At 39.1% G+C, this 20,243-nt stretch carries 15 protein-coding genes; 3 read left to right on the top strand and 12 right to left on the bottom strand.

What is annotated here, in order from left to right; genetic code table 11:
• Positions 1-48: 48 nt before the first annotated feature.
• The 3 genes from FD725_RS30070 to FD725_RS30080 are packed head-to-tail and all read right to left on the bottom strand — an operon-like array spanning position 49 to position 1,550.
• Positions 49-300: a hypothetical protein gene (locus tag FD725_RS30070; protein WP_179051860.1), complete on the bottom strand. Its 252-nt coding sequence runs from the start codon at positions 298-300 to the stop codon at positions 49-51.
• A gap of 3 nt (positions 301-303) precedes the next feature.
• Positions 304-555, bottom strand: a complete 252-nt coding sequence (locus FD725_RS30075) for a DNA-binding protein (protein WP_256872001.1) — start codon at positions 553-555, stop codon at positions 304-306.
• A 59-nt stretch (positions 556-614) separates the two neighbouring features.
• Positions 615-1,550: a M48 family peptidase gene (locus FD725_RS30080; RefSeq protein WP_179051861.1), complete on the bottom strand. Its 936-nt coding sequence runs from the start codon at positions 1,548-1,550 to the stop codon at positions 615-617.
• A 21-nt stretch (positions 1,551-1,571) separates the two neighbouring features.
• Between FD725_RS30080 and FD725_RS30085 the strand changes: the two genes are divergently transcribed.
• On the top strand, positions 1,572-2,363 hold the full coding sequence (locus FD725_RS30085; protein WP_179051862.1) for an MGMT family protein: 792 nt from the start codon (positions 1,572-1,574) through the stop codon (positions 2,361-2,363).
• An 81-nt stretch (positions 2,364-2,444) separates the two neighbouring features.
• On the opposite strand, the gene FD725_RS30090 is transcribed toward FD725_RS30085, so the two are convergent.
• The gene (locus FD725_RS30090) at positions 2,445-7,217 is read right to left on the bottom strand and encodes a hypothetical protein (RefSeq protein WP_179051863.1); all 4,773 of its coding nucleotides are present in this window, start codon (positions 7,215-7,217) and stop codon (positions 2,445-2,447) included.
• Between the two features lie 39 nt (positions 7,218-7,256).
• Between FD725_RS30090 and FD725_RS30095 the strand changes: the two genes are divergently transcribed.
• Positions 7,257-7,793 carry a hypothetical protein gene (locus FD725_RS30095; protein ID WP_179051864.1) on the top strand — a complete coding sequence of 179 codons (537 nt, stop codon included), beginning with the start codon at positions 7,257-7,259 and terminating at the stop codon, positions 7,791-7,793.
• A 3-nt stretch (positions 7,794-7,796) separates the two neighbouring features.
• Here FD725_RS30095 and FD725_RS30100 read toward each other — a convergent pair whose 3' ends face one another.
• The 5 genes from FD725_RS30100 to FD725_RS30120 form a co-directional block, all read right to left on the bottom strand.
• Positions 7,797-8,414 carry a restriction endonuclease gene (locus FD725_RS30100; protein ID WP_256872002.1) on the bottom strand — a complete coding sequence of 206 codons (618 nt, stop codon included), beginning with the start codon at positions 8,412-8,414 and terminating at the stop codon, positions 7,797-7,799.
• A 29-nt stretch (positions 8,415-8,443) separates the two neighbouring features.
• On the bottom strand, positions 8,444-8,809 hold the full coding sequence (locus FD725_RS30105; RefSeq protein WP_256872003.1) for a hypothetical protein: 366 nt from the start codon (positions 8,807-8,809) through the stop codon (positions 8,444-8,446).
• A gap of 41 nt (positions 8,810-8,850) precedes the next feature.
• Positions 8,851-9,666, bottom strand: coding sequence for a hypothetical protein (locus tag FD725_RS30110; protein ID WP_179051866.1), 816 nt, complete (start codon positions 9,664-9,666; stop codon positions 8,851-8,853).
• A 202-nt stretch (positions 9,667-9,868) separates the two neighbouring features.
• A complete protein-coding gene (locus tag FD725_RS30115; RefSeq protein ID WP_179051867.1) occupies positions 9,869-10,324 on the bottom strand; it encodes a hypothetical protein in 456 nt (151 codons plus the stop codon).
• Positions 10,317-11,444, bottom strand: a complete 1,128-nt coding sequence (locus FD725_RS30120) for a ParM/StbA family protein (protein ID WP_179051868.1) — start codon at positions 11,442-11,444, stop codon at positions 10,317-10,319. Before FD725_RS30120 ends, FD725_RS30115 begins: the two co-directional genes overlap by 8 nt.
• A gap of 561 nt (positions 11,445-12,005) precedes the next feature.
• Between FD725_RS30120 and mobF the strand changes: the two genes are divergently transcribed.
• Positions 12,006-16,811: a MobF family relaxase gene (mobF, locus tag FD725_RS30125; RefSeq protein WP_179051869.1), complete on the top strand. Its 4,806-nt coding sequence runs from the start codon at positions 12,006-12,008 to the stop codon at positions 16,809-16,811.
• A 6-nt stretch (positions 16,812-16,817) separates the two neighbouring features.
• Here mobF and FD725_RS30130 read toward each other — a convergent pair whose 3' ends face one another.
• From FD725_RS30130 to FD725_RS30140, 3 genes are all read right to left on the bottom strand, one after another.
• Positions 16,818-17,924: a hypothetical protein gene (locus tag FD725_RS30130; RefSeq protein WP_179051870.1), complete on the bottom strand. Its 1,107-nt coding sequence runs from the start codon at positions 17,922-17,924 to the stop codon at positions 16,818-16,820.
• Complete coding sequence (locus FD725_RS30135) at positions 17,921-18,316, bottom strand: hypothetical protein (protein ID WP_179051871.1); 396 nt, start codon at positions 18,314-18,316, stop codon at positions 17,921-17,923. Before FD725_RS30135 ends, FD725_RS30130 begins: the two co-directional genes overlap by 4 nt.
• 119 nt (positions 18,317-18,435) lie before the next feature.
• Positions 18,436-20,196, bottom strand: a complete 1,761-nt coding sequence (locus FD725_RS30140) for a type IV secretory system conjugative DNA transfer family protein (protein WP_179051872.1) — start codon at positions 20,194-20,196, stop codon at positions 18,436-18,438.
• Positions 20,197-20,243 lie beyond the last annotated feature (47 nt).

The raw sequence follows: 20,243 nt of genomic DNA on the forward strand, positions 1-20,243 counted from the left end.
CCTCATCGCTTTATTTTTTTTCAACTTCTGACGAATAATCGTATATCATCACCTATAAATGTGCATAAATAAGGAATAACCACTAGCTGCCAAAATAAAAAGTATAATTGCGGAAAATATTATTACATCTCTAAGTATAAATAAAATCCAATCTTTTCTAAGTTCTTGTTTAAACTTCAGTTTTCGCAGCTTGCATTCAATTTTTGCATATTCTTCAGACTGTTTGCTTATTATTGATACAACTAAAGGATTTTCACCTTTGCTAGCAATTATTTGTGAGATATCTTTTACTTCTGTCATGGGCTAAAAACCTACAATTTCAGTTTCCAGGTTTTGCTTATCGTCTGTAATCCAAATGTGCCTACCTTTCTGCTTGGCTTCTATAGTTACCTCTAAAAGAGCGATTGCTTTTAACAATACTTCAGCAGTATCTCCATTCATTTGTTCTTTTAAATTGTTTATTGTTTCATATAATTCTGATGTTATATCTAAATTTAGTTGAACTCGTTCACCTTGGTTTTGTTTTATCATATCTAGCCAATAAAACAACGACATTTTAATTTCTGAGATAAAAAAATAATCTGATTAAAAAATATAAGTTTTGATGTTTAATTTTAGCCCTCTGTTGCTTTTTCTAGCCATCTCGATGCTTCATTATAAAATTTAAATTTGCTTTCACTAGCTCGAAATTCTTTCGTATGAACCATTCGTCTTCCATCAACCCACTTCGTACCGTAGTACTTATGTAACAATTCATGATACAGGACAAACTCAACTACAAATCTAGGTACTTTAGGATCATCAAGAGTCAAACTTATAACTACTCTATCTCTAGCTAACTCATAGTGTCCTAATTTACGGTAAGTATTAATTCGACTCCATGCTAGACGTGGTTTAGCAAGACTGGCAGCGAAATATTCCTGATTTACCTGCTCAAATAACTTATCTAGATCATAAAACTTACCTTTTGCCTTCTCTGCCACTACCTCAGCAATCAAATCAAGCTCTAACAAAATATTGCTGTATTCTTGTGTACTGGCAAAGGCTCTAATTATTTGTGTATTATGTTGACTCTTGCCAAAAATAGCAGATTCTACTAATGCTTGCAATACTTCATTTGGGGCATTTATAAAGCCCTCGCTAATCATGATATTAGCTGAAATAGTAGACATTTTGCCTTGATATATCCCAGCTAAATTGGTTATTCCAATCATTAATTGCAGGGCTTTTTGACCACGCATACTCAAGATATGTTTAGCAATTTCCCATAAATAACAAGTATTTTTTAGGTGGAGTTGTAGATAATATTCATCTGTCAAAAATTTTATCCATGAGTAGATTTTTCGAGATTGATGTGTCAGATTTGCTGGTATTGCTTGCTTTTTGGTGCATACTTTTTCAATTATTATTGATTTTGTAATTAAAGTCTGATGTAGTTGCTGTATTTTAGTCGAATCACAATTAGGATTCGAGGCTAAGTGAAAAATTTCTTGTAATATAGTATTTTGTTCTACTTTAATATTTTTCAAGCGAATAGACTCAATCTTCATTTTTAGGTTAATTATTAGTGTATGTCTAGTGATAATGGTTCTATTTTACATCTTTTTATTAAACATAAGCATGGTTCAGTAATGAGAGAAGTTGAGAAAGTCATATTGAAAGAAGGTTATGGTATAGAAGAAGATATTAATGCTAACCCCATCAGTCCCAGGCAAGTTTTATTTGTTAGATATGAAGATATTGTAGATTTAACAATTCCCCCAGGAGAATTACGAGAAAATTTTATCATAGCAGGAATAAAATCTGAAAATTTTACTCCTGGTTCTCTTATAACTTTTGATAGTGGTGCTGCTATTCGTTTAACTTTTCATTGTGAGCCATGTAAACGCATAACTCATTTAGTTAATTCATTAAAAACTATTCAATATAAAAGAGGTATTTTAGGCGTAGTTATTAATTCAGGTATAATCTGTGGTGGAAATAATATTCAGATTCAAACTGATCAATTCCCAGCCTTGCCTGAAAATCCTTATGAACGTTTTCTTAATTTTATCATAAAAATACCAGCAGGCAAAGTAGTAACTTATAAACAAATAATTCAAGCTATTGGAGTAGATAACAGCTATCTCAGAGCTATTCCTATTTATATTAAAAAAACATCTGCCGATGATTATCCAATTCACCGTATCTTAGACTCTAAAGGTTATTTAACAAAGTACGTTTTTAACCAAAAGAATAAATTACAGTTAGAAGGTATTCAAATTCTGAATGATTCGGATTTATCTAACAGTTCAATTAATAATTTTATAGATGATAGTAAATATTTATATCAAAATAATGAACTTTATCTAAATTCAAAGTAATACCTGCCTCTTAGATTTTTCTAAATAACTCAATAAATCGAGAATTGCTAATATTATTGAGATTTCAGAATTTTAAGCTTTTTATGGGTGAAATTCCTGATTTCTCTGTCTAGATTGTGCTAGATTCTGATCAATTTGAGTATTAGCATTCTCGAAAGCATGCAAAATTTCTGGCGTTAATTTATTGCTCTGTACCTGACCTGATTGCACGCTCAAAATTACCTCTCCATCTTTTTGAGAGATCACTAAATCCTTGGTCTGAGCATTGAATACCAGATCATATATTTTCCCCCGCACATAAGTAAAACCATCCTCTCCAGGTTGCCCCAAAACGTCTCCTATTCTCTGAGCGATTTTGGTCAGCCGACTAATCGACTGATATTCTTCTGTATCTTTCCTCATTGCCATCAATGCGGCGGGTGATAATTGCCCACTAGACTTAAACTGATTTGCTATCTCGACAATCCTTTGTTTATAGCTCTCGGACTTCCCCAATTTATCAGCCGCACTGTACCAATCTCTCAAGTAATCAACACTCACCGCGCACGCAGATGATGAACTGGCGCTCTGAGCCTGCTGGTTTTGTTCTAACTTGTCACCAGTTGCCACATCTTTTTGAATGTCCTGGGTGACACCTGGAGTTTTTTGATTACTGGTCTGATTGTTCTTCAGTAACTCTGGTGGTTTGAGATACTTCGGTCTATCAGGCAGCGATCGCACTTTCTGGTCATAATGATTTTGTGACTCAATCACACTTCCAAACTTCAGAGTCATCGCCTGATAGACAGATTCAGGAATGGACGAACTGACCAAGTTAAAAACCGCCAATCCCTTTTTAGTTTCCAGAGGTACATCTTCGGGTGACACTTTAGTAAACGCGACATTCTGCTGACTTAACCATTTCGTTACAGTTTCGACTTTATGGTTATCTACTGCCATCTGTGTAATGCCAAGCATTTTATCTTCGGCACTAGCAAATAGTATTGTGGGTCGCTCTTTGATTTTTTGCAGTATGGGTGCAGCTTTCTCTATCATTACCTGCTGCTCTTGATTGACCTTATATGTCCCAAATGCTTGAGTTTCTTTTGTCCACACTTGGGGATATTCGACAGTACTGGGGTCAACTTTCAGTACAGTTGTCGTAAAATTGCTTTGCAGCGTCGCTTCTACTGGGGTCAATTTTCCAAATTGTAAAATCCCCAACTCTTTGAGAGCTGCTTTATCCTTTTTAAAGTGCAATACTCCTAACAGTTCTCCTCCCAGAAATACTGCATCTCTAGTTTTTGATGCTGGTACTTCTAAAGTAAATTTGCGGTAGTCATCGTTAAACGTTTGACCTTGAAAGTCATAGAAGTTAATCTTATTAATCTTAAGTAAATTGCCATTCGGTGAAGAAGCGAGCGCAAAGGCGTTTTCCTTACTGTCGGGGATAGTGGTGAGTTTTAAATTTAGCTGATTGCCATCTTTAATATAGTTAAATGCTTGAAGCTGCTTAACTGAATCACTGTCTAATTCACCCAAGGTTTTACCATCTAGCTTAATTTTTACCGCTTGGTTTGGAACGCTGACTGTACCAATAGCTAAAGTCATTGGTTCATTGTTGAAACTCTTACCTACATAAGCAAACTTACTAATTTCCCGGATGGTGAACTCTACAGGTTCTTTTCCTGATACTTGAATGGTGGCGTTAGCTGTGTATGTCTCTCCAGGAGTGATGTTGGCTTGTGCTTTTGTGCCAATGGGTAGCTGTCCCGTTCTTGGCTCCAGCATGGCGTATTCTTTGTAGTCCCCGTCGCCATCTTGCACAAATACTAACCGAGAAGCGTGGCGTTCGTGTCCTGGTGGATGGTGCGAAGCTCTGATTTGAATGAGGTATTTTTCCTGTGGATTCCAAACTTTCTCGTGAAAATTGTTGGCTTCATTGCCCAGTGTGCCTAATGTCAATTCCGTGAATTGCAACTGGTTTAATTGTGAGACAATTTCATCACCGAATGCAGCAAACACAAAGTTGGGGATTTTCTTCTGGGCTTGAGCGTGAGATTGTTTATCTTCAAGTTCGTCTTGTCTAGCTGCACCGACACTCCATGCTGCTGCCGCCGCAGATAGTCGCTCTTGTTCTGGTATACTTTCTCGGAATGCTTCAGCCGCCAAGTAAGCTTGCTGGAACATTAACTTGGTTTGTCCTCGGCTCAATTCTGGTTTGAGTTCCAGTAGTTTTGCGTTGTTGGTGGACATTCCCGGTTTGAGATGATGATCCTCTACCGACTGTTGGCTTACTGTCCCCAGTTTTCGATATGCGGGTTTACCATCATCCCCAATTTCATTATTGATTTGCGCCACTGCCATTAACTTATGAGGGCGTTCTTTGGTTTGGGATTTCTCATGAATAGCTTCTAACTTCAGGTTAATAGTCTGCGCTTTCCAAATGAGGGGATGTCCGTAGCGGGTGAGATTGGTAATTTCTAGTTGCGCCCCCTGCTGCGTTTGGATAACAGCACAAGGGCCACGTTCTGTTTCCCGCTTTCTTTCCATTGCCACAGCTGCGTTAAACTTCTGATCAAACTCATATTTGGCAGCGATCGCACTAAACTTTTGCTGTGGGGTAAACTCCACTCCCTTGAACAAATCCTGAAACTGAACAATTGGGCGCGATTCCAGTTGTGACTGTTGGAAATATTTATTGGTTTGATTAATGAGCAGTTCTACTGGAGAATAACCTGTGGTAGTTATTCCCGTGTTTAAATAAGCTGTTCGGGATTTTTTATCTTTGATATAGTTAACCTCTCGATATAAGTAGCGGCTGTTTTCTCTAACTAAGTCCATTTCTGGCTTTTTGGCGCTTTTAAATAAATCTACTGCTATTTGGTTTTGGTAACACCCTTCTTCAATCATGTTGCGGTACATTTGTCTATTAACATCCATCGCCTGTTGGATGATTTCGGGAGTTCTAGTCGGGGCTTGCGACAGAGTTACAAACTCCTGCATATATGGTTTATACTCTGCCCTAATTGGTTTGAGTTTCTCATGATTTTCCGCCTCAAATAAGCTTTCATAGTGATGAGAAACTTGGTCTAAGTATTTTGATTTCTGTTCAGGTGTACCATAAGTTTTTAATATCTCAATTTCTGATTCAAGTGCTTCTAATGCCGTCACTTGATTATTAATCACGCCAACACTAATACTATCGCTCATGTGGATGGCGATTTCTTCAAAGGGTGGTTGTGTACCATCTGGTAGATAAAAAGACTGTTTCTTCAATTTAATAGTAGGAGTATAAGCATTTTCTCTCTGGTTTCTATACTCGGCTTCTGCTGTAAAATTCGGATATTTACTTGCTAATGCTACGCCGATACAGTCGCCATCAAAGTCTCGTCCCTGGCGTTCTGACTCGGTTTCTAATGGTGCAATTTCATCAGCCTCAAGCCTTGTTAATATGCGCTTGTGGTCTTCATCATTGACTATGATAAGGCCTTCTAAATTCTTTCCATCTGGAGCTAATCTATCTTCAACACGCTTATTAATTGAGACACACAAACCATTGGCGTTGAGGAAGGGAGAACGAAAATTTAGCACCTTTTCGCCATCATCTAACCAAGGTACGCAGATTTCACCATTTTTCAGTTCCTTGGAGGGAATAATCATTCCCCTATCAAAAATTAGGGTTTTTCCCAGTGCAATGTCTCTCCATTCGTTTTGGACAAACTTACTCAGTTCTTGTCTAACTTTTTCAGTTTCCAAAAGCTGATTATGTCCACCGATTAAGTCAGCTTTTATAAGCTTATAAATTAATAAATCATCTTTCTGGGATTGGTCATTTTCTTCATCAGCGCTACTCAGCTTGAATAGTTCTAACTGCTTAACAAGTGAGCCATCAACAGCTTGTTCAGTAATTTCTTGCACTACAGAGGCTTTCTGCTCCTCAGTAAAAGCCTTCCGTTTTTCATACTTCTCACAGTACAGTTGTGCTACTTTCCTGGGGTCATCTTGAACTTGAGCTAATTTCTGGGCTTGTGCCTCTAACTCCTCAGCGAAATCCTTGATTCCTTGAGGGAACGATGCCAACAGTTGAGATATCGCTGTCTTCCCTCGCTCGGATTGCGACTTTTCTCCTAACCAGATTTTTTGTTGGTACAATCCTGGTTTGATTTGGGGTTTACTAGCACCATTAGGGTTGTCTTTGTCTGTACCTTTGAAACTTGATATAGGAATGATTAAGTCTATTTTAATTTTATTTTTGGGGTCAGCGTATTTTATTTCTGCTAAATTGTATGGTCTTAGTGTTCCTTTTCCAAAACGGTATTTTGTATCTTCTCCATCGGCTTCTGTCCAGCCAAAACGATATTGAATAACATGATAATCTTGCTGTTTATCTGTTTGGGTTAAACGGTGATATAGTTCAGTAGATATTTGCCCATAGCAGTCGCCTACTAATTTGAACGCATCTTGCTGTTCAATAAATCCTTCATTCTCTCCATTAGAATCATCGACAACTAAAATATTTAATTCTTCATTAATTGAGTTTTTACAAGCACCCAAAAAGATTGAACCGTAAGCACCACGATCTTTTCTGTCTGGGCATAATTTATCAATTACTTCTAAACATTCCGGCTTACCATAAAGTAATCTAGTTTTAGAAGACAATAAAAGAGTATGTCCCTCTGGATGATTTTGTAAATCTTCTGACTTACTATATTCATCAATATGCCCAAAGGAAAATTCTTTACCTGGAAGGAATGACTCTAGTAAGGTATTATCTAACTTTTCAGTTAAAATTGAATAAGGATTATTCTTGTCTCCATCAGAATGAATCCATTGATTTAGCCTGGTATCAAAATGTTTAAATTCAAGAGACATAGGTTTATTTAAGTATTCAAAATTCTTCAGGAGTTCAATATGTTAGGAACAAGAATTAAACGCTGGATAAATATGCACCGTAAAGAATTTAATGCTGATGGAACATTAAAAGATGAAGCTAGACAACAAATGTCATCTAGGGGTATGAGCAATGAAGCAATTGATGACTATGCTTATAGGTTAAAAATCAAATATGATAAATGGAAACATCTTGATAAAACAGATCCTATACCTTGGCCTGTGTACACTGCTTACGATTTCTTCAGCGCAGAAGAAAAACAGCAGTTTAAACCAGATGGTTCTCTCAAGCCCGAATATAGAGAATCTCAACTGGCACTTGGGATTAGTGAAAGTTGGTTAGATGAGATGGAAAGACGTAAAAAGCTAGATGTTGATAATTACAACAAGGTATCTGTAAGAGATGCCGAACAAGGGATAAACTTTGGCGAACAGGAAATGAATAGATTATGTGCTTCCAGTCAGACATATATGGAACGCCGGAAGCAGATGGAAATCGACTTGCAAAACTTTGAAGAGCCAAGTAGTTTGCCTTTCGACAAAAATACACCCTACTGAAAATCACTCTGGAGGTATTGTCACGCCGACAATTCGCAGTGGCTTGCCCAAAACAAAATCTACCAGTCGTTGACCACTCAACAAATTTACTTGTGGGTATTCTTGCAATAATTGTTTAGATATTCCCCCAGTCTTGCCACTGTGAACAAAAAACCCACCACTAGCTCCTTGAAGTTGGATAACTTCTTGGAAATTTTTAATATGCTGGGGTTTTATATAACCCACATAACGTTTCGCCTGTAACAAGTACAGTTTACTCAAAATTAAGACACGACCATCCACCCCACCATCACCACTATATTTAAGATTGCGTTGAATTCGCCAACCCTGCTCCCGACAACAAGTTAAAAGCAATTCCTCAAAAACGTAGGGTGTCAATCTACGCAATGTAGCAATCACTACAGAGAACTCAGCTTCAGGGCTTTTGCTACGAAGCCATTTCAAAACAGATTCGGCATGGATAATATTCTGCTGATGTCTGCGACTAGGACGCTGCACCCAATTCTTGCTTGATGGTCTAAAAGGAACTGTGGGAGTAAGAACTTGCGGAAATTCCGTCCTATCGGCAGGTCTAAAGCGGGGTCTAAACACCCAAGCTATCAAAATCAATGCAATGATCAAGATTAGAAAAAAAATGATCACCACCATATTTACCTACGACGACGTTGATGAGAACGCTGATAATCTTTTAATATCTGCTTGATTTGTCCTGGGAGAATCACAGATGGTTTATCCCAACGCAGTTGATAACACAGAGTTTTTTGACTGGGACAGGAGATAGCTTTGGGCATATTAGTACCCCACAGTAACCCCCCTGTCAAAAACACCGCCGCACCAGCTAGAAACATGAACACCCCAGAACGACCAGACCCCACCCACATTCCAAACCAGAATAGGTTTGACCGGAATTGTTCAGAACGTTGTTTACGGAGTTTGTTCTGCATTGCCTTGGCTTCATTCCAATCTTGCAGATGCTCTAGTTTTTGAGAAGCCAGTATCTTAGCCTTGACATCCAAAGTTTTTTGGAATTGAATCTCAATAGTTTGTCGTTCTTGTTCTAGTCGGAAGTCGAACCATTCTCTGAGTTCGGTGGCAAACTGTTCAATTGCAACTGTTGCTGTAGCACTTGCACCTTGGAGGTAAATTGGGGTCGAGGCTTTCCCACGGCACGAGCTTTAATCATTCCCAATAAGTTTTGCCAACTCTGGCGAGATGATTCTGTCCCCATCTCCTGTGCCAAATATTTTAAGTACAAAACCGGAGCTATCGCCGCGTGTTGTCCAGCTTTCTCTCGCAGTATCTCCCCAAACAGTTGATCTCCTCCTGATTCTATTAGTAGTTGTGTTTCTTCAAAGGTTAACTGAATATCTGCGGCATCCAATTCACTGATTCCAAGGTTGGCTGCAATCTCAATTTCTGTTTTCCCCTGACCAACTAAGTTACACGCTGCTAGAAAACGCTCTGTTTCTTCTGGGGTATATTCATCCTGCTCTTTTAACCCGCACGAAGCAAAAATTTGTAAGGCTTTAGTCAGTGTTAGTTTAAAACCTTGTTCACGCGCATAACTTAGCAATTCAGTTATATCTAATGGTTTTGATAGTTTTTTGCGAGATTTTTTGCGTCCATTTTTGTTTTCGGGCAATTCAGGCGAAGAATCATCCTCTAAATTTTGTTGAAAAAGAGTTGTAGCCTGTTCATAATCAGAGGCTTGTCCATCTTTGAACAATTGACGAACCATATCAAACCGAGTCTCAATATCGGTATCTGAATATTCTTGTGTGTCATGGGAAAGTCCACACGCCGTTAAGGTTGCTAAAACATCCTCTGGTGACAGAGAATACATATTTTGTAAGGCTTCTTTGGTGTAAGGCATACTTCCATTCCTTCTAAATCGAGCAAAGGGTTTGTTATCTAAATAGAATTCAGGAGTCAGAATTCAGCATGAATTCTGTACGACTGGCAGGTCTGAATCCCCCACTACGAAAGTTCTGACTCCTGTAGCTTGCTTCCCGTAGGGTATTCTGACTTCTGAATTCTTCTTCAATAAAGTCTCAAACAACGTATTTGCACAAGTTCTAGAACATTGTTTCCACCAGATTGTCAAATTGATAAGGTAAGAAATCTACGACTGGCTTGGGTTGTTCTGGTTCAATCAAATTCTCACTAGCTATTGCCACGTTATATATAGGCACCTGAGATTCCACCTGTTGCACCATTGGTTGAACAGGAATCTTTTGTCCAAAGTTGTTAACAGGAATATTTTCTTTTAAAAACGCTTCAAACAAATACGCTATGTGCAAGTTCAGCTTATAAATAGCATTTCTGGCAGACTGCTTTACTTCCTGTTCTGAATAATTCCCGTCGGCTTTTATAGCAAAAGGCAACCAGTATCCAGACAAAGCAGATAACACCTTTTCCCTCTCGCTAATGTCGTTATTCTGTTTAATGTATTTGATCAGAGCAACGCTGGACGGCTCTTTGTTCATCGAAATTCGACACCGATAATCCATTCTTTCAATTTTTTCACCCATTTGTTGCACCTGCACCCACAACATCAGAGTTTTGTCTTATTCCCTTGGCACATAGAAAGAAAAACAATCCATAAACATCTGTCAAGCGATAATTGAGAGACTTAGAAACAGCTTGAGGGAAATTATTCATCAGTTGTGTCTCTAAAATTTCACACCAGTTGATATTAGAGAATGAAAACAAGTTGTTTAACTGCGACTGGAAGTAATGTGCCGTCCCTCCACTAATAATCACTTCATCAACATCACGAGGTACTTGCAACTTCAACCAGTTGGATAGCATCATCCAATATTCCTCTTTACAAGTCGCAACAGCATTGCGAATTCTGGAAGTTTCATACTCTCTATACACTGGATCTACATTTAAAGCTAATTCGCCCAACGCTTTATGAGATGCGTTTTTCCCAGACTTACAAATAGCTGATGTCAACTCATCTAGGTTCAATCCCGATGTTTGGCTCTTCACTGATTCCACCATTTTCGAGAAGCCTAAAGGGTCAGTTTTACCCTTGCTCATCTCTCCACGGTCAATCAACAAAATGCTTGCATCTCTATAACCCAACATCACTACTGCAAAAGATTTTTCTTTTAAGTTGGAGCCAGGAGCTATTCCTCTAGAGAAAATCCCCCCACCTTCAGGCAGACATAAAAATAATTCCAATGAAAATGTTTTTTCTCGTCCTTTAAATTTGTAGTTAGAAAGGGCTGTTGTTACCAACTCCTGGAATAACACCCTGTCTTGATATTCTCCCCAAGGCAGCAAAATCCCTAAATGAATTGCTGTCCCATTCTCTAATTCGTATTTGTCAGCGATCGCTCCCACCATTGCCAACACCTTGGGTAAGGCTAACTCAAACTTGCGCTTCTGCAATTGTAAATCAGCATTAAAACGTTTTCTGGCTAAGAACCCTACTGCTTGACACTTATTTTGATATTCAATCCAAGCACTATTCTCAGGGTTTGACTCCCCTATTTTCGTTTGCTCATAATTCTCTAAACTTTCTAACGGGACTGTCGTTACATCTGGCTCCATCAAAATTAATTCTGGCTTGAAGGGATCTAACGTGTAAAACCCCTTCAATAATGAACCACCTGGATCTACAACTAACCTTAGCAGACTCATCAAAACTACCTCACTTTTATAATTCAGTAGGGCAGATATTTAGTAGTAAAACACATCAGTACAGCTTTTTACTAATGCGTTATTTCTCTGTTAATTGTACGATAAAAAAACATAAATGCAAGGGGAATATTTGACTTGTTTATGTTATTTTTATGGCAATTCCTAGCAGTTCTTATGACTTCTTAAAAATGGCTTTTATGCTAATTCTGTGATTAATATCAGACTAATCTACGGCTTACTCACGGTATCCTTATGGCAATTATATGTCATCTTAATTTTTGATTTTGACGCACAGTACGCCATATTTGGCGGAAAGTTTTTTCAACTATTTTGCTATATTAAATAGAAGATAAACGTTGGAGAAATTTATTTTGGAATCAAAGCCCCACGAAAATATTTTCACTCGCCATCAGCTATTACTAACTTTGATGGTTGGGACTTACTTCGACTTTCAAAATTATTTAAACGGCGACTATCTTCCCAACAGAGAAAATGACCCGAATTTGTTAGAGGGCAGGAGAAGGAGTATTAAGTTATGTAAAATCGTCGGGAGGGTTCGCCATGCTGACATCTGCTAACGTTTCCTCCGAGATGGCGGTGAAGTACTTCGTCAAGAATTACTACCACCAAGGGAAGTCCCTTTGGAGTGGTCAAGGTGCGAAGAAGTTAGGATTATCTGGTGCAGTTGATGACGAAGATGCTTTTAAAAATGTCATCGAAGGAATGTCGCCCGATGGGAGTCAGACCTTAAGCTCCAGAGTAGTCAAGAAGGTCGAAGGAAAAAAAAACCAAAAAGGTATTGAACGTAGAGCCGCCTTAGACTGCACATTTTCCGCCCCCAAAAGTGTGAGCTTGATGGCTTTAGTGGGTGGGGATACTCGTTTAATCGACGCTCACCATCAAGCATTGAAACAAACCCTGGAGCTAATAGAGCAGAGGTACGCTTACACTAGAGTGACTTCTGACAATGGCAGACAGAGGGTGAAGACTGGCGACTTGGTCGTAGCCCAGTTTGACCACATCGAAAGTCGTGACTTAGACCCACATCTGCATACCCATTGTTTGCTCATGAATATGACCCAAACACCTGATGGTAGATGGTTGAGTTTGGGGAACAACGAGATATTCGCCAATAAAAAATTCTTGGGCATGGCATACCAAAGCTATCTGGCGCGAGAGGTGCAGAAGCTGGGGTATGAGATAGAACCTCGCTTACATGGGCAATTTGAAATCAAGGGGTTTAAGGAACAGGATTTAGAAACTTTTTCTAAACGACGACAGCAAATTATTGCCAAAGCCGGGGTTAATTCTAGTTGGGCAGAACGTGAGAAAATTTGGGACACAACCAGACAACGCAAGCAGAATCTACCAGAATCAGAGTTACGAGAGTTTTGGCAACAAGAAGCGGCAGCTTTGGGGATTACTTTTGTTAAGCCGGGAGAAGCAAGACAAGATATACCAGTCAATGACTTGAGTTTGGCACAAGCTTTGGATTTGGCGATCGCTCATTCTAGTGAGAAGAATGTTGCGTTTAAGCAGGAAGACTTAGAAAAATTTATCCTCGAAGAAAGACTCTACACTGATGTCACGACAATTGAACCTCTGATTAGAGAACATCAAGAGTTAATCACTTTACCAGGATTGACTCACCAATTTACAACGATGAAAGCAGTGCAGAGGGAACTGGCGACGATTGACTTGATGCAGCAAGGTCAAGGGAAATTCTCCCCTATTTCACACCCAGAAATAGTTGAAAGCCTTTTGGAGAAAACCTCACTCAATCAGGGGCAAAGGCAAGCCGTAGAAATAGCTGCACTCGCAAAAGACCAGTTTATTGCATGGCAGGGGGTAGCTGGTGCTGGTAAGACTTTTGCACTCAAGGAATTGAAAGCACTCGCCACTGATGCTGGCTACGCTATTAAAGGATTCGCCCCCAGTTCAGCCGCAGCTTCGGTTTTGAGTCAAGAATTAGAGATTGAGACTCAGACAGTGGCACGATTATTGGTGTCTGAGCCGCTACCAGAAGCAAAACCTAATCAAATCTGGATTGTGGATGAAGCGGGTTTACTTAGTGCCAAAGATGCCCACGCTCTCTTGCAACGGGCAACCCTTGAGCAAGCCAGAGTATTATTTGTGGGAGATACAAAACAGTTGTCAGCTGTAGAAGCAGGCAACCCGTTCAAATCACTACAACAGGCAGGAATTAAAACCGCACACCTGAATGAATCCTTACGCCAAAAAGACCCCCAACTGAAATTAGCCGTCGATTTAATTGCTGATGGCAGGGTACAAGCGGGTTTTGAACATTTGTTAGCCAATGGATCTATTCTTAGAGTTGATGCCTCAGACAAAATCGAAGCGATCGCCAATGATTATATATCAGGCACACCAGAGCAACGCATCAAAACCCTTGTCTTAGCTGGAACGAATACTGAAAGACTTGCCCTTACCCAAGCCATTCGCTCAAAACTTAAAGATGAAAGGACTTTGGGAGAAACTGCACCCATCACCCAATTGCAAACTAAAAATCTGTCAAAAGTACAGATGCAGTTTGCTCATAATTTTGAACTTGGTGATGTGGTCATGCCGACACGGGACTACAAGCGTCGGGGATTGTCCAAGGGCAAATTATATGAAGTGGTAAGTCAAAATACTGACAAGTTAACCCTCAAAAGTGATGATGGTCAGGTTTTAGAAGTAGACACGGCCTTTGAGAAGGCGGTTTACCAAAGAAATGTGATTGAGATTGCTGTGGGCGATCGCTTGCAATGGAAGAAGAATGATAGACAATTGGGACGACGCAACGGACAAGAATTTACTGTTATTGCGATCAGCTACGCTGGGCGTTCCGCCATCGCTCTGGGTACAGCCGAGATTAAATACAGTGATGGTCACACTGAGTCCATCAGCTTACTCCAAGCCCAGAACCTAGACTATGCCTTGGTGAGTACAACATATAGTAGCCAAGGTAAAACTGCTGACCGTGTGCTAATTTCGGCAGATTTCACTATTGGGCAAGAGAGTTTTTATGTTGCGGCCAGTCGTGCCAAACATGAACTGAAGATTTACACCGAAGATCCAACGCGATTATTGGAGTTGGCACAAGAGTCAAAAGCCAAAGAAAATGCTCTGGAATTGCTACGAACACAGGTTAAGGAGTCTCAGCAACAGCAGCTAGTAAGTGTTAACAATGAAGTTTCTACAGTAGCACCTAAAACAGTAGTCTCTTCACCAGTTGTACGGTCAGTAGTTGAAAAAGAGGCTCTTGTGCAGGCAGGAGGGGGTAGTGGGGATATCAAGGTTTTTGAGAAACCCATACTCAAACCAAAAACAGATGTACCTACTGTTGCGTTTTGGACTCCATATTCTGTGCCATGTCCTGAGCATATAGACCCAGAACACTGGCAAGAACTAGTAGAAAAAAGCGCGATTCACCCAGATATTGCTACACTCAACTTTAAAAGCCTACATCTTGACCCCATTGAACAAGAACATGAGGCTTGGGAACATCTAATATATAGTGACAATATCTCCCGCCGTAATGATGGACGGCTCAGAGATGGCGATTTAAGGAGATATTCTCACATTGAAGCTGGTGGTTGGTGGTGTCATGCTGGGGTTGACCCTCGCTCATTTCCTTGTCTGCAACCTCAACAACAACCAACTACCAAAATCTGGGGATGCTACAAGCCTAATGCTCCTAGAAATCAAATTGATGACCCCGGAAAATTCATCAAATATGAGCATCCACCTAAAGTTGATTTAAGTATCTTTTTACTAGATATCCCTGATGATTTAGCAGACCGGATCTATAAGAAGCATGGTGTCAAACCATCCCATAACGATGGCCAATCTGGGTTTTGGTATTGTGTTTGGAAATATAATCTACCTATTACGATCACGGAAGGAGCGAAGAAAGCGGCTAGTCTGTTAAGTCAGGGACACGCCTCGATCGGATTGCCAGGAATTTATGCAGGGTATCGCAGCAAGGATGAACATGGTGAACAAATCGAGCCTGTATTACATGAAGAATTAGCCATTTTCGCCACACCTAACAGGCATATTCAGTTTTGTTTTGACTACGAAACCAAACCCAAAACATTAAACAATGTTCAAATTGCTGTATCACGGACTGGACGACTTTTAGAACACCAAGGTGCGAAAGTCAAAATCGTGACACTGCCAGGGCCACATAAAGGAGTGGATGATTTTATCGTCGCTGTTGGGTCACTTGCTTATGAAAAGGTGAGCCATCAAGCGATGAATTTAAAAGATTGGCAACAACGTCATCAGCAACGTGCCATTGCCATAGAAGCACCAATGAAGTTAACTCCAGAGCAACGTCAACAACGGCTAGCCTCTGAACTACCTTCTCCATCAAATCAAACACAGGAGCAAATCAATGGAATCCCACAACAACTTAGACCAAACACAAGTCATAGCACTAGTAGTAGCATCATTAACCGAGAAGATAGAAGAATTAAGCAACAAAATCCTACACCTCGAACAGAGCCAAGCACAAGAAATGAGAAATTTCTTACAGCAATTAGCCGAGACGTTGAACTCCAGGAAATCAAGCAGCATGGAGACTACATTGAAAGAATTAACCAAGGCATTGGAAACTATGGCATCAGAAATCAAGCATCAGAGAGAGTCTCAGGAGACATTAAACAGCAAAATTCAGGAATTATTGACTACACAGGTACTCACACCGGAATTTTCCAGTCTAGTTTAGATGCGATTATTGACTTTGTTGACCAGTCTGCCATTGAGTCTGCTCTAATTGAAAAACTATCACTACTTTCTCAAGAACTATCCCAATTCCATCACAATTTAAGTAATGAGACGACCATATTAAAGCAACTGAAATCACTTCTTACTCAAAAACAACAGCATCAACTTTCACAACAAGCTGTAGATGCGATTATTGACTTTGTTGAGCAGTCTGCTACTGAGTCTATTCTTGTTGAGAAAATACCAGCACTCATTAATGAACTATCACAGCTTACAACTACTAAATCTATCCACAATCTAGAACCCGTAGTTGATAAATTAGTTAACCGGTTTCAGTATCAAGAAAATTTAGATTTAATGCTTAAACAGAAAATTCATAATCTGGATAAGCTAGCACTGAAAGCTTTATTTATCGAAGTAGGAAAATTTGTTAAAGGCGAAAAAGTCACAGGCGAGAAGGTTAACGAATTATTCTGTTTAGTCGGTCAAGCTGATTCACCTTTAACTTTTGATCAAAGAATGGATACTGTTCGTCAATTAATTAGAAACGACAAATCCCAACTTATGAAAAAGTTGGGACTTAATTCTCCGCATAATCATTATCAGAAAAATTCCCCTAAATTTAGTAGATAAAGAAGATTATCTACGCATTCCCTTACCAAGAGATGCTGATTCTTGTCTAGCCTTCTGCTCCAGTCTATGATGCTGCTCAACTACAACATTAACTTTTTTAAGTGCTTTTAACTGCTGCTCTGAAACATTAGGTGATAACGCTCCATTATGAAGAACTGGTTCTCCATTTTTCGCACGAACAATTATATTGTCACCTTGCTGCTCAAAATCGAAACTAGAACTTTTAAAACTTACAGAGCCATCTGAGTTAGATTTACCAAAAATTCTCAGCAATGCTCTCACACTTTTTTCAATTGCTTTACCTTTAGCATTTTCACTCCATTTATAAGTTTTATATTTCCAGTTATATATTTGGTTTTTAACATTATTTAACTTTGGCATAATTGCATCTTCCACCCTCTTCAATAAACCTTGTGCTATTTGCTTCACTCCTTTCTCAATTCCACCCACAAAATTTTGTAACTTCGTATTTTGAATTGGTGGTAAAAAGCGATTAATTTTAGCTAGAGTTTGCTGGGTATTTTCATTTAAGTTTTGCTGCTTCTCTAGAGACTTGAATAATTCACCAATTTGTTGTGTCAGTTGAGTAATACTTTCTTCGGTTACTTGGGAAGATTTCCAACTCTCAAATAATTTCTGCTGCTCTTGTACCTGATTTTGGAGAACATCTACTTGCTTTTGCAGTTCTTCTACATTATATGTTCGCTCTGCTACTTGTAAATTCCTCTGAGATTCATTTTCTTGAGTTTGAGATTGAGACTGCGATAGTTTTATTGATAAACCTAATCCATCTTTTACTACTACACCATCTTCTACATGAAATACTTCTTCCTCTCCAATTTTTATTGATACTTTTCCTTTTAGCTTCTGAGGTTCAAAAATAGCTTTGTTTAATTTATCTACCAAGTTTTTCTCAATAAAAGGATTAATTCTGTGGAAATTATTATCATCAATTCTTCCTCTATATATTTTTTCATTATCTACAGTAATAGAGATTTTATTTGAGGATTTTACTCCTCTGTTTTTAGCACTTTCGTAAATTATCTTGATTAAATTTTCTAAAGTCTCTAAATAATCATTTTCGATTTTTTCTGCATCAGATGCTTCAATCATGACTTACTCCAAGCTAGCATATCAATCAAAGTAGATGGGTCAATAGTTACTTGAGGTAATGAAGCACCACCTAGCTTATTTAACACTTCTTTACCCTCAATTTCGATGTAAGCAACATCTCCATCCAGGAATACTGATACATAATGAGGATTGCCTTCAAATTCTGGAACATTATATTTTTTTAAGACTCCATTAACTATACGGACATTTGCTTCCCCAGGAATTGCATAATAAATTTCAACACTTTCAGGAATATAACCTTCAGGAAATGGTTCTTCATCCCAAGCATATATCACACTCATCATCTCACGAGGATATTTATGTGCTAAAGATGCTATATCAGGTGGTAATTTAGCAATTTCACTTAAAAAATATTCGTTGAACTGAGGCATATTTACTCCTTAATTTTCAGAAGCCAGGAGTCAGAATACAAATATAAAAAAATAAGTTATCAGGGGATTAACGGCAAATTATAAATCTTTGACTTTGCCTTTTCTTCTGAATTCAGATTTTATATTAAACTGGCATATTCTGACAATTGTTCTTGATTTTCTATCAGAGGTAACAAATCTAATGCCTCTTGCCGTCTTACTCTCATTTCTTCATCTGCTGGAATTTCTAAACTGGATTGTAATGCTAATTTTTTTTGAATCTCATACCAGAGTTTCACACTTTCAATTTCCGATTTTATATCTCTTTGGGGAATCTTAATTTTCTCTAAAATCGGTAAACTTATCTGTCCACGAGAGCGAAATCCTGGGTTAATAATTACCGCTTTTCCTTCTGGTAAAGTATTAAATTGATTCACTTCAAATAATTTGCGAGTGCCGTTTTGGTCAGAATTAGACGTACTTGCCCCGGACTTTCCTCCCGAAGAACGAGAATGCTGTTTATACTTAATTTCAACATCACCCAAAAACTTACTAAATCGCTCGGCAGCAATATCATCCTGTGGGTTAAAAAATGCTTTGGTCGCACATCCTCCAAAAATGGCATTCGTTGTATTTTCTCCATAGGCTTCTTCTAACATTGATAAGTTTTGTAATCCCAGTATTGACACTAGCCCATCCTCTCTATTTTGGTTAAGCCAATCGACCAGGGCAGGTAAATACAGCGTAGGTAATTCATCAATTCCCAATACCAAAGGAATTGTGCGCTTTCCTGCCACATTTCTGCTAACTAATAGATGAAGAATGGAAACTAACAACGGCGCGATTACATCCCGCTTCTCTTTATTCATCCCGAAAATTATCATTTGCCGACCCTTCAAATCCAATGGAATATTCGTTTTTCCACAGAATGCTGCTAATGCTGCCGGCACCATAAATCGACTGAACAATCCACTAGCTGTACCCACTATTGAAGCTGCTGTTTCCGGCGACCCCGCTACAGACACAAACTGTGCAAACGCTTCTCTGACCATGAAGTTCAAATTTTCGGCTTGTTCTATTCTATGTACTAATTTCGGCAATCCCAAAATTGCTTGGCACATCATGATATCCGGATACTTTGTCCCTTTCGCCAACATAAACACTGCCTGCACCAACTGATCTCCTGCATTGGTGAAAAAGCTATTTCCCGACTTATCTGAACTCAGTTGAAAGTTCCGGTTTAGTGTGATAGCAAGCTGTCGCGCCATTTCTGAGTCTTCGTTATTACGCAGAAAATCTATTGGATTGGTAACGGCTGATTCTGGAAAGCCTGGAGCTAGAACCTTAACTTCATAACCACGCTCTAAGGCGTATCCTGCTAATATTGGGGCTTGTCCCTTGGCTTTAGCTGTAGGTGATTCTTGCTCGCTATACTTAAAATCATAAAGCACTAGGGGCAAACCTTGGTCAATGGCAGAACGGAGTAATGGATTAATCATGGAAAATGATTTACCAGAACCCGGGCCACCACAAACTAAAATCCCACGTTGTGCTTCCGGTAAGTATAGTGTCGCTGCATCTTCCGGTATCTGTGTAATTCTTCGCTGATTCACAATTTCAGTTTTGGTATTTTTCGGAGTCCCAACAAATAAACAAACTCGATTATGTCTGCGCTCTCGAATTTGCTTACATCCCAGTTTACGGGCTGCTGTTTTCTCTGCACCAACTCCCCATCTTGCCGTTGCCAGTTTTCCTTTCCCTCCTTTGCTATCAATATATTTAGCTATGAGGATAACCAAGCCACAAAAAAGTATTCCTAATCCGGCAGGTGAAATCAACGCTGACTCCAGCCCTGGAGGGATAAATTGATGGAAACTGACTTGGGAGGTAGTTTTACTCATATCTAACTTTTTTAATTGCGTACAGCCCTTTGGGCATGAAAACAGCG

Source organism: Nostoc sp. TCL26-01 (genome assembly GCF_013393945.1).
In the GTDB taxonomy this organism is placed as follows: Bacteria; Cyanobacteriota; Cyanobacteriia; order Cyanobacteriales; family Nostocaceae; genus Trichormus.

What these genes read in the sequence shown, in the direction of transcription:
- FD725_RS30070 (WP_179051860.1), bottom strand. Translation starts at nt 300, where the DNA reads ATGACAGAAGTAAAAGATATCTCACAAATAATTGCTAGCAAAGGTGAA.
- FD725_RS30075 (WP_256872001.1), bottom strand. Translation starts at nt 555, where the DNA reads ATGTCGTTGTTTTATTGGCTAGATATGATAAAACAAAACCAAGGTGAA.
- FD725_RS30080 (WP_179051861.1), bottom strand. Translation starts at nt 1,550, where the DNA reads ATGAAGATTGAGTCTATTCGCTTGAAAAATATTAAAGTAGAACAAAAT.
- FD725_RS30085 (WP_179051862.1), top strand. Translation starts at nt 1,572, where the DNA reads ATGTCTAGTGATAATGGTTCTATTTTACATCTTTTTATTAAACATAAG.
- FD725_RS30090 (WP_179051863.1), bottom strand. Translation starts at nt 7,217, where the DNA reads ATGTCTCTTGAATTTAAACATTTTGATACCAGGCTAAATCAATGGATT.
- FD725_RS30095 (WP_179051864.1), top strand. Translation starts at nt 7,257, where the DNA reads ATGTTAGGAACAAGAATTAAACGCTGGATAAATATGCACCGTAAAGAA.
- FD725_RS30110 (WP_179051866.1), bottom strand. Translation starts at nt 9,666, where the DNA reads ATGCCTTACACCAAAGAAGCCTTACAAAATATGTATTCTCTGTCACCA.
- FD725_RS30115 (WP_179051867.1), bottom strand. Translation starts at nt 10,324, where the DNA reads ATGGGTGAAAAAATTGAAAGAATGGATTATCGGTGTCGAATTTCGATG.
- FD725_RS30120 (WP_179051868.1), bottom strand. Translation starts at nt 11,444, where the DNA reads ATGAGTCTGCTAAGGTTAGTTGTAGATCCAGGTGGTTCATTATTGAAG.
- mobF (WP_179051869.1), top strand. Translation starts at nt 12,006, where the DNA reads ATGCTGACATCTGCTAACGTTTCCTCCGAGATGGCGGTGAAGTACTTC.
- FD725_RS30130 (WP_179051870.1), bottom strand. Translation starts at nt 17,924, where the DNA reads ATGATTGAAGCATCTGATGCAGAAAAAATCGAAAATGATTATTTAGAG.
- FD725_RS30135 (WP_179051871.1), bottom strand. Translation starts at nt 18,316, where the DNA reads ATGCCTCAGTTCAACGAATATTTTTTAAGTGAAATTGCTAAATTACCA.
- FD725_RS30140 (WP_179051872.1), bottom strand. Translation starts at nt 20,196, where the DNA reads ATGAGTAAAACTACCTCCCAAGTCAGTTTCCATCAATTTATCCCTCCA.